This window comes from Variovorax dokdonensis, assembly GCF_030316895.1.
Taxonomy (GTDB): domain Bacteria; phylum Pseudomonadota; class Gammaproteobacteria; order Burkholderiales; family Burkholderiaceae_C; genus Variovorax; species Variovorax dokdonensis.
On record NZ_JASZYV010000001.1, the window covers coordinates 1,554,686 to 1,569,942 of the forward strand.

15 protein-coding genes are annotated in these 15,257 nt (G+C 66.6%); 7 read left to right on the forward strand and 8 right to left on the reverse strand.

Annotated features, from left to right (window positions below; genetic code table 11):
• Nucleotides 1-30 precede the first annotated feature (30 nt).
• Nucleotides 31-681 carry a pyridoxamine 5'-phosphate oxidase family protein gene (locus tag QTH91_RS07210; protein ID WP_286659311.1) on the reverse strand — a complete coding sequence of 217 codons (651 nt, stop codon included), beginning with the start codon at nucleotides 679-681 and terminating at the stop codon, nucleotides 31-33.
• A gap of 147 nt (nucleotides 682-828) precedes the next feature.
• On the opposite strand from QTH91_RS07210, the gene QTH91_RS07215 reads away from it, so the two are divergent.
• Nucleotides 829-3,417 (forward strand): PAS domain-containing protein, encoded by a 2,589-nt coding sequence (locus tag QTH91_RS07215; protein ID WP_286659312.1) that lies wholly within the window; start codon nucleotides 829-831, stop codon nucleotides 3,415-3,417.
• Between the two features lie 43 nt (nucleotides 3,418-3,460).
• Here the strand turns inward: QTH91_RS07215 and QTH91_RS07220 are convergent, their stop codons facing one another.
• The 3 genes from QTH91_RS07220 to QTH91_RS07230 form a co-directional block, all read right to left on the reverse strand.
• Nucleotides 3,461-3,685: a hypothetical protein gene (locus tag QTH91_RS07220; RefSeq protein ID WP_286659313.1), complete on the reverse strand. Its 225-nt coding sequence runs from the start codon at nucleotides 3,683-3,685 to the stop codon at nucleotides 3,461-3,463.
• Between the two features lie 8 nt (nucleotides 3,686-3,693).
• Nucleotides 3,694-3,891: a hypothetical protein gene (locus QTH91_RS07225; RefSeq protein WP_286659314.1), complete on the reverse strand. Its 198-nt coding sequence runs from the start codon at nucleotides 3,889-3,891 to the stop codon at nucleotides 3,694-3,696.
• 137 nt (nucleotides 3,892-4,028) lie between these two features.
• A complete protein-coding gene (locus QTH91_RS07230) occupies nucleotides 4,029-4,970 on the reverse strand; it encodes a LysR family transcriptional regulator (protein ID WP_286659315.1) in 942 nt (313 codons plus the stop codon).
• A gap of 120 nt (nucleotides 4,971-5,090) precedes the next feature.
• On the opposite strand from QTH91_RS07230, the gene QTH91_RS07235 reads away from it, so the two are divergent.
• The 4 genes from QTH91_RS07235 to QTH91_RS07250 are packed head-to-tail and all read left to right on the forward strand — an operon-like array spanning nucleotide 5,091 to nucleotide 8,381.
• Entirely contained in the window at nucleotides 5,091-6,161 is a 1,071-nt protein-coding gene (locus tag QTH91_RS07235) for a BMP family ABC transporter substrate-binding protein (RefSeq protein WP_286659316.1), read from the forward strand.
• Nucleotides 6,161-6,853, forward strand: a complete 693-nt coding sequence (locus QTH91_RS07240) for a Rieske 2Fe-2S domain-containing protein (protein ID WP_286659317.1) — start codon at nucleotides 6,161-6,163, stop codon at nucleotides 6,851-6,853. The genes QTH91_RS07235 and QTH91_RS07240 overlap by 1 nt, the downstream gene beginning before the upstream one ends.
• Nucleotides 6,850-7,734, forward strand: a complete 885-nt coding sequence (locus QTH91_RS07245) for an aromatic ring-hydroxylating oxygenase subunit alpha (RefSeq protein ID WP_286659318.1) — start codon at nucleotides 6,850-6,852, stop codon at nucleotides 7,732-7,734. The genes QTH91_RS07240 and QTH91_RS07245 overlap by 4 nt, the downstream gene beginning before the upstream one ends.
• The gene (locus QTH91_RS07250) at nucleotides 7,731-8,381 is read left to right on the forward strand and encodes a glutathione S-transferase family protein (protein WP_286659319.1); all 651 of its coding nucleotides are present in this window, start codon (nucleotides 7,731-7,733) and stop codon (nucleotides 8,379-8,381) included. Before QTH91_RS07245 ends, QTH91_RS07250 begins: the two co-directional genes overlap by 4 nt.
• Here QTH91_RS07250 and QTH91_RS07255 read toward each other — a convergent pair whose 3' ends face one another.
• Nucleotides 8,382-9,437 carry a YcjF family protein gene (locus QTH91_RS07255; protein ID WP_286659650.1) on the reverse strand — a complete coding sequence of 352 codons (1,056 nt, stop codon included), beginning with the start codon at nucleotides 9,435-9,437 and terminating at the stop codon, nucleotides 8,382-8,384. It abuts the gene before it with no gap.
• A 191-nt stretch (nucleotides 9,438-9,628) separates the two neighbouring features.
• On the opposite strand from QTH91_RS07255, the gene QTH91_RS07260 reads away from it, so the two are divergent.
• Both QTH91_RS07260 and QTH91_RS07265 read left to right on the forward strand, forming a co-directional pair.
• On the forward strand, nucleotides 9,629-10,822 hold the full coding sequence (locus QTH91_RS07260) for an aminotransferase-like domain-containing protein (RefSeq protein WP_286659320.1): 1,194 nt from the start codon (nucleotides 9,629-9,631) through the stop codon (nucleotides 10,820-10,822).
• A gap of 50 nt (nucleotides 10,823-10,872) precedes the next feature.
• Nucleotides 10,873-12,006 (forward strand): sterol desaturase family protein, encoded by a 1,134-nt coding sequence (locus QTH91_RS07265; RefSeq protein ID WP_286659321.1) that lies wholly within the window; start codon nucleotides 10,873-10,875, stop codon nucleotides 12,004-12,006.
• On the opposite strand, the gene QTH91_RS07270 is transcribed toward QTH91_RS07265, so the two are convergent.
• From QTH91_RS07270 to QTH91_RS07280, 3 genes are read right to left on the reverse strand one after another with little or no spacing between them, the layout of a single operon-like run.
• On the reverse strand, nucleotides 11,990-13,072 hold the full coding sequence (locus QTH91_RS07270; RefSeq protein WP_286659322.1) for an Ldh family oxidoreductase: 1,083 nt from the start codon (nucleotides 13,070-13,072) through the stop codon (nucleotides 11,990-11,992). The genes QTH91_RS07265 and QTH91_RS07270 overlap by 17 nt on opposite strands.
• Before the next feature lie 46 nt (nucleotides 13,073-13,118).
• A complete protein-coding gene (locus tag QTH91_RS07275) occupies nucleotides 13,119-14,324 on the reverse strand; it encodes a M20 aminoacylase family protein (protein ID WP_286659323.1) in 1,206 nt (401 codons plus the stop codon).
• A 39-nt stretch (nucleotides 14,325-14,363) separates the two neighbouring features.
• On the reverse strand, nucleotides 14,364-15,254 hold the full coding sequence (locus QTH91_RS07280) for an N-formylglutamate amidohydrolase (protein WP_286659324.1): 891 nt from the start codon (nucleotides 15,252-15,254) through the stop codon (nucleotides 14,364-14,366).
• Nucleotides 15,255-15,257 lie beyond the last annotated feature (3 nt).

The window sequence follows — 15,257 nt, forward strand, 5'->3', positions numbered from 1 at the left end:
CCGCGCTCGATGCGGGCGGGCGGCGTAGCGTCAGTAGAACCCGTCCCTGCGCCGGTAGCGCTCGGCCCGTTCGCGGTCGTAATGCTCCGCGTCGAACTGCTCGCCCTGGATCGCGCGGTGCACCTGGCCGCCGGTCGGCATGCTGGCCGGATCGACGAACCGGGCCGGGTCCCAGAGGTGCGAGCGCAGGAAGGCCTTCGAGCATTGCGTGTAGGCCTCCTCGATGTCGACCAGGATGCCGAGCAAGGGCGGCTTGCCTTCGACGGCGCAAGGGGCGAGCAGCGCGGCGTCGACGGTGATTGTGGCGCGGCCGTTCACGCGAAAGGTGTCGCTCACGCCGGGCACCACGAAGAGCAGGCCGACGCGGGGATTCGCCAGGATGTTTCGCAGCGAATCGGCCAGTCGGTTGCCCGGACGCTCGGGGATGAGCAGGGTCCGGTCGTCCAGGATTCGCACGAAGCCGGCCGGATCGCCTCTCGGGCTCACGTCGCAATGGCCCGCCGCGTCGCTGGTGGAAAGGCAGACGAAGGGCGAGCGCTCGACGAACCTGCGCGTCATCGCGTTGAGGCGCTGGCTGATCTTCGCGCAGGTCAGCGCGGCGGGCTCGCCGATCAGCGCACGAAGCTCGGCCTCGGTCGTGACGACCTCCGAGGTCAGGGGGTGGTCGGGCGGAAGGGGCATGGGTGCCTTTGAGGACGATGGGCAAGGACGGCGATTGTGCCGGCGCAAGCGCTTGAATCTGCGGCTTTGTCTGTCAAGAACCGCGATGCGGCCATGCAATACTGCGCCGCAATTTTGCATGGGCGCCACGTTGCGCCAGGGCGCTCGATGAACCAAGAAGACACCAACTCAGCACCGGTCGCGCGCACAGAGGGATTCCTCGACAGTTACGACTGGTCCCGCAGTGATCTCGGACCCAGGCAGGAGTGGCCGGCGGAACTGACCGGGGCGGTGCAGCTCATGCTCGATTCGCTCATTCCGATGTGGCTGGCCTGGGGGCCTTCGTTGAGCATGGTCTACAACCCCTTGTACGTCCCCATCCTGGGAGGAAAGCACCCGCATGCGATGGGCGCGCCGTTGGCCCAGGTCTGGGCCGATGTCTGGCCGGATGTGAGCGAACTGGTGGCAACGGCGATGCGCGGGCAGGCGCTCTACCAGCGTGACCTGCTGCTGATCACCAACCGCGATGGGCAGGACGAGCAAGCCTGGTTCACCTTCTCGTACTCCCCCCTGCGAAATCGGGGGGGAGAGATTTGCGGCCTGCTGTGCGCCGTCTGGGAGACCACGCAGGAGGTCATCGCCCGCAGCCGGCTGGCCGAAAGCGAGCTGGCGCTGCAGGACAGCAACCGCAAGCTCGTCTCGCGCATGGAGGCCGCCCTGGCCGAGCGGCGCCTGTTCGCCACCATCGTCGATTCGACCCATGCCATGGTGCAGGCGGTGAATCGCGAAGGCCGCTGGAGCGCCATCAACAGTGCGGCGCGGCGGGGGTTGGCCCCGCTGTACTCGACGCCTCCGACGATCGGCGCCAGCGTCTTCGATGCGTTGCAAGGGCCCATCGCCGACGAGGTGGCGCGCGCGTGGCGGGCCGCCCTGGCCGGGCACGAGTTCACGATCCAGCTCGAATGGGGAGAGCCGCCGCGCACGCACGAGATGACCTTCAGCACGCTGCAGGACAGTTCGGGAAAGCCGCTGGGCATCTACCAGTTCGCGCTCGACGTGACGGAGCGAAATGCCGAGCGCCACAAGCTCGAGGCTGCCGAGGCGGAGCTGTTCAAGTCCACCAAGGCTGCGCTGCTGGAGAGCGAGCGGCAGTACCGCGCCCTGTTCGAGGCCATCGACGAAGGCTTTTGCATCATCGAGTTTCTGGATGGTCCGCATGGCCCGTTGAGCGACTACGTCCACGTGGCGGCCAACCCGGCCTATGCCGACAACGCCGGCATTCCCAATGTGGTGGGGCAACGCGTGCGCGACATGGTGCCCGACGAGGCCGACGGCTGGGTGGAGATCTACCGCAACGTGCTCTTGACCGGCGTGCCTGTGCGCTTCGAGCGCGAGCTGGTGCACACCGGTCGCTATCTCGAACTGGCGTCCTTTCGGCTGGAGCCGCCGGAACGCCGCCAGGTCGCCGTGCTGTTCCAGGACGTCACCAAGAGGCACCGCGCCGAGATCGCCCTGCGTGAGCTCACCGAGACGCTGGAGCGCAGGGTGGCCGAGGAGGTAGCGGAGCGCACGCGCACGCAGGAGGCGCTGCGCCAGGCGCAGAAGATGGAGGCCGTCGGCCAGCTCACCGGTGGCATCGCGCACGATTTCAACAACATGCTGGCGGTGGTGGTGGGCTCGCTCGACCTGCTGGCACGCCGATTCGTGGATGGCGACCCCGGCGCCCGGCGATATGTGGATTCGGCGCGCGAGGGCGCAAAGCGCGCCGCGCAACTCACGCAGCGGCTGCTCGCTTTTTCGCGGCAGCAGCCGCTCAAGCCGGAGCCGCTGGACGCCAACAAGGTCGTAGCCGGCATGTCGGACCTGCTGCGCCGATCGCTGGGCGGCGACGTGCGGCTCGAAACCGTGCTTGCCGGCGGGCTGTGGCGCACGCATGCCGACCCGAATCAGTTGGAGAGCGTGATCCTCAATCTGGCGGTCAATGGCCGGGACGCCATGCCGGAGGGCGGACGCCTCACGATCGAGACGGCCAATGCGCATCTCGACCAGCGCTACACGGCCGACGCGCCAGGGCTGGCGGCCGGGCAGTACGTGCTGATCGCGGTCAGCGATACCGGAACGGGCATGACGGCGGACGTGCTGGCCAAGGCCTTCGACCCCTTCTTCACCACCAAGGAGGTCGGGCGCGGTACGGGGCTGGGGCTCAGCCAGGTGTACGGCTTCGTCAAGCAGTCGGGCGGCCACGTGAAGATCTACTCCGAGCCGGGTGACGGAACCACGGTCAAGGTGTACCTGCCGCGGCTGACCGGCCCATCCCAGGATGAGGATCCTGCGCTTGCGGAAGTGCAGTCGCCCAGGGGCGATGGGCGGGAACTGGTGCTGGTGGTCGAGGACGAGCCGGCCGTCCGGCAGTTTTCGGTGGCCGCACTGGGCGAGCTGGGCTATCGCGTGCTCGAAGCCGACGGCGCCGCGGCCGCGCTCAAGCTGCTGGATGCGCATCCGGACATCGCCTTGCTGTTCACCGACGTGGTCATGCCCGAGGTGAATGGCCGCCGCCTGGCCGAAGAAGCCCTGCGGCGTCGCCCGGGGCTGCGGGTGCTGTTCACCACCGGCTACACCCGCAATGCGGTGGTGCACAACGGCGTGTTGGACCCGGGTGTGCAACTGCTCGGCAAGCCTTTCACTGTCGACGAACTGGCGACAAGGGTGCGCGAGGTGTTGGACGCGCCGGCGTCTGCCAGTGGGCTGGGGCGCTGAGTCAGGCGGTACCTAAGCGCAACCCGGCCCTGTGCATTTGGGCTCAGCGTCCCTGGCGCAGGCGCTGAAAGCCGAAGATCGTCAGGTAGGCGCAGCCGCGCCGGTCCAGCGCGACGAGGCCGTTGGAGGTCAGGCGGCCGATTCGCGCGGCGTGGCGCTCGATCTTGGCCGCGGCCGGATCCGTGGCCAGCCCCTGCAGGGTCTGCCATTGCTCGGCGTTGAGGCGCAGTTTCTTGTCGGAATGGAGGTCCTTCGACGGCGTGGTCATCGCGGGCGTTAGGGAATGAGGTGGAGCAGGCGCAGGACCGAGATCCCGAAGACGAACATGATGGTGAGAATGACCGCGGCCTTGATCCAGACGGGTTCGTCCGGCGCTTTTCGCGGCGTCGACAGGGGGGCGAAAGAGGTGCCTCGGTCTTCGCGAACGGGCTTGTCCGTCCACCATCCAAAATTGGTTTCGTGTTCTTTGTCCATACCCCCATTGTTGTGGATCGCTAATACTTTGGTATGTCAATTGACACTTTGTGAGTGAATGTTAACCAAGACGTGTGAATGATTTCACACGAAAGTACTCATTGGACGGCCGCCGTGGGACAAAAAAACGAAACGCCTCAGGCCGGCCGCGCGCCACCCACGTACAGATTGAACGAATCGATGTCGACCACGCATCGCGCCATCAGGTCGACGAAGTCACGCAGCTTCGAGCCTGCATAACGCTGGCGCCGAAACGCGCAGTGGATGCGCCGGGGCGCGGGCTTCCATTCCGGCAGGACCGGCACCAACCCCTGGTGGCGCAGTTCGGGCTGCACGAAGTAATCCGGCATCAGTGCAATGCCCAGGCCGTCGAGGCAGAGCGTCTTCATCACCCAATGGTCGTTGGTGGAAAAGGCGGCCCTGGGGCGGATGAGGGCGTGGGCGCGACCGCGCAGCAGCGTCAGGTCGCCTCGGCCCAGTGCGTCGTGCAGGACGATGGCATCGTGCTCCGCCAGAGCGTCCGGCGTATCGGGAGCGCCGGCACGCGCCAGGTAACTCGGGCTGGCGTAGAGGCCGAATCCCAGTTGCCCGATCGACTTGAGCACCAACTGCTGCGAATCGGGGGGCGCTGCGCAGACGTAGCAGTCGGCCTCTTCGGGCGAGAGCGACCCGGGCATACCGGCGATGTCCATCCGGCAGTGCACGCCGGGGTACGACGCCATGTACAGCCGCACCACCTGGCAGACGAATGCCGTTCCGAACTGAGGATCGGCCAGGACGCGCAGGGTGCCGGTGCGCCCGGCCGAGAGGTCCTGCACCTCGGTGCGGGCATCGTCCAGGCGCTGGGTCAGCTCGACCAGCATGGGCTCGCAGCGCGCAAAGAAGGCACGGCCCGCTTCCGTGGGGCGCAGGTGACGGGATCCCCGCTGAATCAGCTCCGCCCCCAGCGAAGCCTCCAGCTGCGCCAGATGACGCGACAGGCTGGCCTTGGACATGCCCGACGATTGCTCGGCACGGGTCAGGCTGCCGCTTTTCATGATGTGGACGAACGCTTCCACGGACTTCAGGTCGTCAGGCACAAAGATCGATCATCGTTTCAGAAATGAAACGAAGTATGCCGCGCAAGCCCCTTTTGCAGGAGGGTCGGGCGAACTATCGTCCACGCTTTGTCTTCGTCCGACGACCGCACAACAACCATGATGAATCGCCGATCCACCCTGATCACTCTTTCTGCGCTGGCCGCCATGGGCACCAGCATGCGCAGCCTGGCTGCCGATCCGCTCAAGGTCGGGTTCGTCTATCTCGGGCCGGTCGGCGACTCGGGCTGGACGCACCAGCACGACCTCAGCCGCGCCGAAATGGAAAAGAACCTAGGCAACAAGGTCAACGTGCGCGCCATTGCCGACGTCAACGAGGGGCCTGACGCGGAGCGCGTGGCCCGCGAGCTGGTGTCGGACGACTGCAAGCTGATCTTCGGCGCCTCGTTCGGCTACATGAAGCCGATGCTCAAGGTGGCGCAGGACAACCCGGACGTGAAGATCCTGATCGCCAGCGGCTACCAGACGGCCGCCAACTTCGGCGGCTACAACGCCAAGTGGCACGAAGGCGGCTACCTGGCCGGCATGGCTGCGGCGCGCGTGAGCAAGTCGGGCAACCTGGGTCTGGTCGGCGCCTTGCCGGTTCCGGACGTCATGTGGTACCTGAACGCCTTCACCCTGGGCGCGCGCAGCGTCAATCCCAACGCGACGGTGCGGGTGGTGTTCATCAACAGCTGGTTCGACCCGCCGCGCGAGCGCGACGCGGCCACGGCGCTGATGAACCAGGGCGTGGACGTGCTGACGCATTTCACCGACACGCCGGCAGTCGCGACTGCCGCGGAGGAGCGCGGCGTGGGCGTCATCTCCTTCCATTCCGACATGCGCAAGTACGCGCCCAAGAACTACATCACCGGCGTGACGCACAACTGGGGCGGCTACTACACGCGCGTGGCCAACGAGGTGATGGCGGGCACGTGGAAGCCTTCGCTCTACTTCGGCGGCATTGGGGACGGGGTGATCCGCATGGCTGCGCCGGGGCCGCGCGTCGACAAGGCCACGGCGGACCTGCTCGAGGCCAAGAGCAAGGACATCGCCTCGGGCAAGTTCCAGGTGTTCGGCGGCCCCATCAAGGACCAGGCTGGCAAGTTGCGCATCGCCGCGGGCAAGTCCCTGGCGGATTCTGAGCTGGGCAGCATGGATTGGTTCGTCGAAGGCGTCGTGGGCGGCAAGTGATGTCGGCCCCGCAAGACACGACCCAAGCGACGCGCGGGCGGTGGTTCCCGCTCTTGCCGAGCACCGATGTGGCCCCCGCCAGCGACGTGGTCGCGGCCTTCGCGCAGGGCCAGGAACTGGCCGTGTGGCGTTCCGAGGCGGGCAGCCCTCAGGTGTGGGAGAACCGTTGTCCGCATCGCAGCGTGCGCCTGACGCTGGGCCAGGTGGTGGACGGTCGGCTCAGCTGTGCGTATCACGGCTGGTCGTACGCGGCCGACAGCGCGCAGTGCGAGCGCATTCCGGCGCATCCGGACCGCACGCCACCGGCCAATCTGTGCGTCAAGACCTTTGCCTGCGCCGAGCGCGGCGGCATCGTCTGGGCCCGGCTGGACTCGCCCGAAGCGCCTGCCACCGAACCGCCGCTGCATCCTTTGCCCGAAGGTTGGCAGGCGCTGCGGACGCTCTCGGTGCGTGCGAGCGCCACGGCCACGCGCCTTGCCTTGGCGCAGTTCGGCTGGCAGCGCGACGGCGGTGACGTGCTATGGCTGGGCGCGCTGGACGGGCAGCCGGCGCAGGCGCTGCTGCTCGAAGCGCAGCCCGAGCTGACCATGCTGCACCTGCGGTGCGAAACCCACTCTGATCTGCGTGCGCGCCACGCCGCCGCGCGCCAGTTGCGCGCACAGATCGAAGCCGTCAACGGAGGCAAGCCATGAGTCTTCGATGCACCGATCCGAGCGTGACGGAAAGCTGGCTGGTGGCGGGCTCGCTTGGCGCGATGGCTACGGCGAGCGAGGTCCAGCCTTGGCGCACGATGCTGCTCGATCAGGAGGTCGCGCTTTGGCACGACGCCCAAGGCGCGCTGCATGCGCGATGCGATGGCGACCCGCTGCTGGTGCAGGCGCGCTATGGCTATGCGTGGATCTGTCCCGGCGGCCGGCCGGCGCGCGAGCTGTTCGCGTTCCCCGAATACGAAGAGCAAGGCCGCCGGATCGTCGATTGCGGCCCGGTGGGCGTGGGAACGTCGGGCCTGCGCGTGATCGAGAACTTCCTGGACATGGCGCACTTTCCCTACGTGCATGCGCACTACCTGGGCGAGTTGCCGCACACCGAGGTCACGCCCTACAAGGTCGATGTCGACGAGACGACCGGCGAGATCTGGGCGACCGACTGCCGCTTCTGGCAACCGCGCTCGTCGGCCGCGCATGCCGAGGGCAGCGATGCCGCCTACATCTATCGCGTCATGCAGCCATTTGCCGCGATGCTCTACAAGTCGAGCTCGCGCGAGGGTGCGCGCGACGCCATCGGCCTGTTCGTGCAGCCCGTGAGCGAAACTCGCGTCATTGCCCACACGGTGCTGGCCTACTTCGACGACGTGAGCAGCGATGCCGAACTGGTCGCGTTCCAGCACACCATCTTCGGCCAGGACAAGCCGATCCTGGAGAACCACCGACCGCAGCTGTTGCCGCTCGAAGGACGCATGGAGACGCCGACGCGCGCCGACACCATGTCGGTGACCTACCGCCGCTGGCTGCGCGAGCGCGGGCACCGGTATGGGACGCTGGCCACGCCGCGAAGCATGGAGGGCGGTGCATGATCCGTCTGTATGACTATCCCCTGTCGGGCAACTGCTTCAAGGTGCGGCAGATGCTGTCCTGGCTGGGCCTGGCGTGGGAGCCGGTGGCCGTGGATTTTCATCCCGGCAAGGCGCACAAGTCCTCCGAATTCCTGGCCAATGTCAATCCGCGCGGACAGTTGCCCGTGATCGATGACGACGGGTTCATGCTGCGCGATGCGCAGGCCATCCTGGTCTATCTGGCCAGCCGCTACGACCAGGAAAATCGCTGGTATCCCGAGTCGCCCAGGCTGCGCGGCGAGATCGCCATGTGGTTGGCAACGGCCGACGAGATCACCGCGACGGCATCGGCCGCCCGGCTTCACGACGCATTCGGCTATGCGCTGGACGTGCGGTCTGCCAGGGCCGGCGCCCATGCGCTGTTCCGCTTGATGGACGACCATCTCGCCGAGCGTGCGTCGGCGGGTCAACGCTGGCTGGTGGGTGAGGGCGCTGATGCCCGGCCGACCATTGCGGACCTGGCCTGCTTCCCTTATGTGGCGCTGGCGCCCGAGGGCGGCATCGATCTCGATGCCTATCCCGCGCTGCGCCGCTGGGTGCGCGATGTGCGCCACGTGTCGGGGTTCATCGGCATGCCGGGCATCTTCGTGCCGCTGGCGCCTGCCTGATCAGCCGCCGCGGACCATCGAGAGGATCTTGGCCGTGTTCAGGCCGCGCGCCGTCTCTTGCATCTGTGGCAGGTAACGCGCCTGCAGGTTCTTGCCGTCGCTCATCACGTGGGCGTAGGCATCCTTGAGCATCTGGGTGCTCAGGGTGCGCCCGCCGGCGTAGTACTGGTTGGCCACATGACCGAGCGCATAGGTCGAGGCAAAGCTCATCCCGCTGCTCACGGCCTGCTTGCCCAGACCGCCGAGCAGTCCCTTGCCCGCCTTGCCCAGCAGGCCGCCGAGCAGCTTGCGGCCGGCTTGCTCAAGGTACTGTGAGGTCAGGCCCACGCCCAAGGTGGCGAGCAGATCCTTGATGTGGCCGCTGTCGAGTTCGTACCCGTAGTTCTGCCCCACCTGGTAGACCAGGCGCATCTGCAGCGGGATGATGGCGAGGGTGGAAAGGTTTTCGGGCAGCAGCTCGATCGCACCGTTCAGGATGGATGCGTTGAGGATCTTGCGGTCCATCTCGGCCTGAGGCACCTTGCCCGATGCCTTCGGGGCGGCAACGTCTGCGCTCTGGAGCTGGTCGACCGCGGCGGGATGGGGCACTGGCAAGCCGGCCGACACGACTTCGGGCACGGGCACCGTCGCGACGGCGACGGGCGGCGACTGCAGCGGCGCTGTCGCCAGGGATTCGGCCTGATCGGCAAAGGCCGACGGATCGGCGGTGCGTGCCTGAGTGGCTGCGGCCGCGCCCATGCCCAGCCCATCGCGGACCTGGTCCAGGAACGCACGTTCCCGAGGGCTGGTCTGGCCGTCGGCATCGCACACGCACACGGCCATCTCGTAGGCCACCTGCCGCGCGTCGTCGCCCTGCAATCGAGACAGAACGTCGGGCAGATTCACCCGCCGCAGCAAAACGTCCTGATAGAGGCCGGGCAGGTTCACCTGGGCGTCTTGCGCCAAGCCTTCCGCCACCTGGCGGATCTGTTCGCGCTCACGGTCGTGCTTGTCGCCGTCGGCATAGGCTGCCATGAGGCACAGGGTGAGCGTGGCGCGGATTTCTTCTGTACTCAACATCGATCGTGTTCCTTCCTTGATGTGCGGGGTTTGCGCCAATGGGAGTCCATAAGGCGGCGGCAGTTCCCGCGCTGGCCGGACAGTGTCGCAGCCGACGGCGTGGATGCTTGTAGGCGGGATGGTTGAAAATGCGTGTTTGTGTTGCGGCGCCCCGCGCCGCGTGCCCGCAGTCCATCAGGTAGACCTCCATGCAATTCGCGTCCCGCCTCGACAACGTAGAAACCTCTGCCATTCGCGAGCTGTTCAAGCTCCTGGGCAAGCCCGGCATCATCAGCTTTGCGGGCGGGTTCCCGGACAGCGCCATGTTCGACGTCGAGGGGCTGCGCGAAGCCAGCCGCCGCGCGCTCGACGAAGAGCCTGGCGGCGCCCTCCAGTACGGCGCGACCGAGGGCTACGAGCCGCTGCGCGCCCAGTTGTCGTCGTTCATGAAGAACAAGGGCGTGGACGTGGCGCCCGATGGGCTGATCGTCACCACCGGCAGCCAGCAGGCGCTGGACCTTCTGGGCAAGACGCTGATCTCTCCCGGCGACAAGGTCATCGTCGAAGGCCCCACGTTCCTGGCGACCATCCAGTGCTTCCGCCTCTACGGCGCCCAGTTGATCAGCGCGCCCGTCGATGCGAATGGCGTGGACGCCGACAAGCTCGAGGCGTTGATCGCCGAGCACAAGCCCAAGTTCGTCTACCTGATCCCCACCTTCGGCAACCCCAGCGGAGGCACGCTGAGCCTGGAGCGTCGCAAGAAGGTGCTGCAGGCGGCCGTCAAGCACGGCACCGTCATCGTCGAGGACGATCCGTACGGTGACCTGTACTTTGGCGAAGCGCCTCCGCCTTCGCTCATGGCGCTCACCGCCCAGGTGCCTGGCAGCCGCGAGCTGCTCGTGCACTGCGGCAGCCTGTCGAAGGTGCTGAGCCCCGGGCTGCGCATCGGCTGGATGATCGCGCCGGCCGAACTGCTGGCCAAGGCGACCATGTGCAAGCAGTTCAGCGACGCGCACACCAGCACGTTTGCGCAGGCAACTGCCGCCCAGTACCTCAAGAGCGGCCGCATGCCGGCCACGCTGGCGCATGTGCGCGAGGTCTACGGACAGCGCGCTGCCGCGATGGGCGCGGCGCTCAAGCGCGAAATGGGCGACGCCGTTTCGTTCACCCAGCCTGGGGGCGGCCTGTTCTTCTGGGCCCGCTTGACGGGTGCGGGCGGTAAGCTGGCCGATGCCAACCAACTGGCCAAGCGCGCCATCGAGAAGGGTGTGGCTTTCGTGCCGGGAGCGCCATTTTTCGCACAAGACCCCGACGTGGCGACGTTCCGGCTCAGCTTTGCCACCGCCAATGCCGAGAAAATCGAAGAAGGCATCGGCAGGCTGGGGCAGGCACTCAAGGGCTGAATCACGTCCCGCCCTGTCGATGGCAATAACAACAGACGAGGAGGGCAGAAATGCTGGATATCGACAAACTCAACAAGCTCGCCGAAGGCCACGGCGAGCTGCAACGTGGCAAGGGCCTGGTTACCGGCATCATTGCCCTGACCCTGGGCATCCTGAGCTTTCTGGCGGTGCTGGTGTTCCTGTTCCCGCAGTACCTGTCGACGCCGGAGCTTCGCAAGAGCTACGACGTCAACGTGATGCGCTACGTGCTGCTGGCGGCGATGGTCGTGGCGGGTGGCCTGTCGCTGGTCAACATCGTCTTCAACCGCACGCGCTGGCTGTCGAGCTTTGCCTTCCTGCTGGTGGCTGCTGCCGCGCTGCTGGGTGGGCACAAGGTCAACGTGGATCCCAACTTTCCCGATGGCACGCCCTATATCGGCCTGGACTGGTTCATTCTCGACCTGCTGGGTTCGTCGCTGATCTTCATCTTCATCGAGAAGCTCTTTGCCCTGCGCAAGGACCAGCCGATCTTCCGCGCCGAGTGGCAGACCGACTTCCACCACTTCATCGTCAACCACATGATCGTCGGCTTCGTGCTGCTGGCCACCAACCTGGCGGTGCACGAGTTCTTCGGCTGGGCCGCCAACGACGGCATTCGCGGCTGGGTCGCTCAGCTACCGTTCTGGGCGGGGCTGTTGCTCATCGTCCTGGTGGCCGATCTGGTGCAGTACTGGACGCATCGCGCCTACCACGAGGTCCCGCTGCTTTGGCGCTTGCATGCGGTTCACCACAGCGTCAAGAGCATGGACTGGATGGCCGGCTCGCGCCAGCACATCCTGGAGCTGCTGATCACCCGCACCCTGGTGCTGGCACCGATCTTCGTGCTGGGCTTTTCCAAGGCGGTGATCGACGCCTACATCATCATCGTGGGCTTCCAGGCGGTCTTCAATCACTGCAACGTGAGCGTGCGGCTCGGCCCGCTGCGCTACCTCATCGTCACGCCCAACTTCCATCATTGGCACCACAGCCAGGACGACGAGGCGATCGACAAGAACTACGCCGCGCATTACGCGTTCCTGGACTACCTGTTCGGCACGGCCGTGAAGAGCGACCGTCTCTGGCCCGAGCGCTACGGTGTCGTGGGCGACTACGTGCCCAACGGCTTCTTCAAGCAGCTGAAGTTCCCGTTCACCTGGAAGGGCTGACGAGCGGCACTGGGAACGGCACGCCCAGCCGCTCACCCAGTGGTGTCAGCGCCGGTGCAATGCCGGGGTGCAGGCCGACGCCCAGCGCCGCCTGACGCGCGCGTCGATCGAGTCCGGCCTGGCCGGGCAGGCGCACCGGCCTGGTCGCGTCGACTGGCCTGTTGGTGCGGCAGGCATTGGCGATGTGCGTCATCTGCCGCAGGAAGGCGTCCTTTCCGCCAAAGGCATCCAGGTCGTGCAGGGTCAGGTAGACGGTGGCGCCCCATCCTTCGGGCGGGTCGGCGCGCCCGTGTCCAGCAAGGCCGCCGGTCAGTGCATCGACCAGCAGCGCCATGCCGTAGCCCTTGTGGCCGTGGTCGAGGCCACCCACCGGCAGCAGCGTTCCGGGCGGATCGTCGAACAGCAGTTGCGGATCGTTCCCTGGCCGGCCTTGCGCGTCGATCAGCCAGTCGTGGTTGAAGCGCTCCTTGGCCGCGCGCTTGCGATTGCTCATGCCGTTGGTGGTGATCGAGGCAGAGATGTCGACCATCACGCCGCTGCCCTCGTCGAGCGGAAAGCCGAGCGCCAGCGGGTTCGGGGTGAACACGGCCTGCGTGCCGCCGAAAGGAGCCACGCTGGCGGTGTTGGGGTCGGAACAGGCCAGGAGCAGCAACATGCCTTCGTCCAGGGCCCTGAGCATGTAGGCGGCCAGGCACGCGATGTGGTGGCTGCGCCGGATGACGAGCGTGGCGCTGCCCAACTGGCGCGCCCTGGGCAGCAGCAAGTCGATGCCCTGGTGCACCAGCCAGGGGCCAGGCAGCCGCTGGCCGTCCCACAGCACTGCGGCGGGCTTGTCCGAGATGACGATCGGGTCGCCGCTCTTGCGCATGCCACCCGATTCCAGTTCCTTCACGTAGCCGGCCAGCAGCGCCAGTCCGTGGGTGTCGTGGCCGAGCAGGTCGCCATCGACCAGCGTGCGCGCCACGCAGGCGGCCGCGTCATCGGCAAGGCCGGCGGCGCGCAACAGGCGGTCTGCGAAATCGGTGAGTTGTGTGGCGTCGTAGCGCACCACGGCTTCGTTGCTCACGCGTGTCTCCTGATATTCGCGCCGGCGAAGGCGCGTTCGACGGCGATCAGCCGCGGGCGAAGAAGGCTTCCGTGAGCTTGACCCAGTAGGTCGCGCCCACCGGCAGCAGGTCGTCGTTGAAGTCGTAGTTGGGGTTGTGAAGCTGGCAGGGGCCCATGCCGTGGTAGCTGGCCTCGCGGTGGTCGCCGTCGCCATTGCCGACGAAGACATAGGTGCCGGGCACTTTTTCCAGGAAGAAAGAGAAGTCTTCTGCGCCGCCCACAGGCGGGATCTCGCGCCGCACCCGGTCCTGGCCGAAGGTGTGCTCGGCCACGGCACTGGCGAAGTCGGTCTGTTCGGCATGGTTGATCAGGGGCGGATAGGCGCGATAGAAGCTCAGTTCGCCAGTGCCGCCGAATGCCTGCGGCACGGTCTCTGCGATCCGGCGCACCTGGGCTTCGATCTGGTCGAGCACCTCGGTGCTGAAGGTGCGCACCGTGCCGCGGATCACGGCCTCGTCCGGAATGACGTTGTAGGCGTCGCCAGCATGGATCTGGGTGACCGACAGCACGGCGGTGTCGATCGGGTCCTTCTGGCGCGAGATCACCGTCTGCAGCATGCCGACGATCTCGCAGGCGATGACGATCGGATCGACCGCCTTGTTGGGCATGGCCGCATGGCCGCCCACGCCGCGCACGGTGATGTCGAAGCGATTGCTCGACGCCATCATCGCGCCACGCCGGAACCCGAAGATGCCCACGGGCATGCCCGGCATGTTGTGCATGCCGTAGACCTCGTCGCAGGGAAAGCGATCGAACAGGCCGTCCTGCATCATGGCGCGCGCACCGGCATTGCCGCCTTCCTCGGCGGGCTGGAAGATCAGGTGCACGGTGCCTTCGAAATCGCGGTGGCGCGACAGATGATGCGCGGCGCCCAGCAGCATGGTGGTGTGGCCGTCATGGCCGCAGCCATGCATGCGTCCGGAGATCTTCGATGCGTGCGCGAACCGGTTGTGCTCGGGCATGGGCAGTGCGTCCATGTCGGCACGCAGACCCAGCTTGCGCTTGCCGGGGCCGCGCGCGCCATGCAGAACGCCGACCACGCCGGTCTTGCCCAGGCCGCGATGGACTTCGATGCCCCAGCTTTGCAGCTTCTCGGCGACCAGGTCTGACGTGCGCTGCTCCTGGAAGGCCAGTTCGGGGTTGGCATGGATGTCGCGGCGGATGGCGGTGAGTGCCGCGTGCTCGTGCTCGATCTCGGAAATGAGGCTCATGGCGGGGCTTTCTGAATAGGAGGTGAAGATGTAGGGCGGTCAGCGAAGCTGGCTACGCACATAGGCGGCGATGTCGCCGGCCACCTCGGCCAGGTTCGCCTGCAGTTGGTTGAAGTTCGCACTGCGTTCTCGCGTGGCTTCGTCCATGTACAGCCCGCGATGCACCTCGATCTGGATGCTGTGGCGGCGTTCGGCCGGCCGGCCGAGTCGCGCGATCAACGCGACGCCCTTGAACGGGTCGTTGATCGCGACGCTGTAGCCGCGCTTGCGCAGCGACTCGGCCACCATCTGGATGAACTCCGGCGAGCAGGTGGTGCCGTCGCGGTCCCCCAGGACGAAGTCGGCCAGCGGATGGTCCGACTTGATCTGCAGGCCTTCATAGGAGTTGGCCGGCATCGAGTGCAGGTTGAGGTGCCATACCGAACCGAAGCGGGCATAGGCGGATTCGATGTGCGTCTGCATCGCCGCGTGATAGGGGCGGTGGTAGTTGTCGATGCGCGCCTGCACCTCCGCGGGGCTGAGCTGGCGGTCGTAGATGGGCACTTCCTTGGCCTGGCCGGCCTTGCGCCAGATCAGACCGATGCCCAGACGCGTCTTCTCGCTGGGCGCCAGCGGCGCGCCCGGCCAAGGGCGGTCGAGCATCTCGGGGTCGATGTCGTCGATGTCGCGATTGGGGTCGATGTAGCTGCGCGGGAATTCGGCCGCGAGCAACGTGGCGCCCACCGAGGGCAGGGCGTTCCAAAGCACATGCACGTCGGTGTCTTCGCCCGAGCGAAGCTGCTCGAAAGGCATCGCATGGCCGAAGTCTTCTGGGTACAGCACGCCGCTGTGCGGCGAGTCGCAGATGAGCGGAATGGCGTAGGCTTCGGGCAGGCGAAGCGTGAAAGGCGGGAAGGGCGTCGTGGCTCGAGACTGGACGATGTCTGTCATGGG

Coding starts and splice junctions, on each gene's coding strand:
- QTH91_RS07210 (WP_286659311.1), bottom strand. CDS start 681: ATGCCCCTTCCGCCCGACCACCCCCTGACCTCGGAGGTCGTCACGACC.
- QTH91_RS07215 (WP_286659312.1), top strand. CDS start 829: ATGAACCAAGAAGACACCAACTCAGCACCGGTCGCGCGCACAGAGGGA.
- QTH91_RS07220 (WP_286659313.1), bottom strand. CDS start 3,685: ATGACCACGCCGTCGAAGGACCTCCATTCCGACAAGAAACTGCGCCTC.
- QTH91_RS07225 (WP_286659314.1), bottom strand. CDS start 3,891: ATGGACAAAGAACACGAAACCAATTTTGGATGGTGGACGGACAAGCCC.
- QTH91_RS07235 (WP_286659316.1), top strand. CDS start 5,091: ATGAATCGCCGATCCACCCTGATCACTCTTTCTGCGCTGGCCGCCATG.
- QTH91_RS07240 (WP_286659317.1), top strand. CDS start 6,161: ATGTCGGCCCCGCAAGACACGACCCAAGCGACGCGCGGGCGGTGGTTC.
- QTH91_RS07245 (WP_286659318.1), top strand. CDS start 6,850: ATGAGTCTTCGATGCACCGATCCGAGCGTGACGGAAAGCTGGCTGGTG.
- QTH91_RS07250 (WP_286659319.1), top strand. CDS start 7,731: ATGATCCGTCTGTATGACTATCCCCTGTCGGGCAACTGCTTCAAGGTG.
- QTH91_RS07260 (WP_286659320.1), top strand. CDS start 9,629: ATGCAATTCGCGTCCCGCCTCGACAACGTAGAAACCTCTGCCATTCGC.
- QTH91_RS07265 (WP_286659321.1), top strand. CDS start 10,873: ATGCTGGATATCGACAAACTCAACAAGCTCGCCGAAGGCCACGGCGAG.
- QTH91_RS07275 (WP_286659323.1), bottom strand. CDS start 14,324: ATGAGCCTCATTTCCGAGATCGAGCACGAGCACGCGGCACTCACCGCC.
- QTH91_RS07280 (WP_286659324.1), bottom strand. CDS start 15,254: ATGACAGACATCGTCCAGTCTCGAGCCACGACGCCCTTCCCGCCTTTC.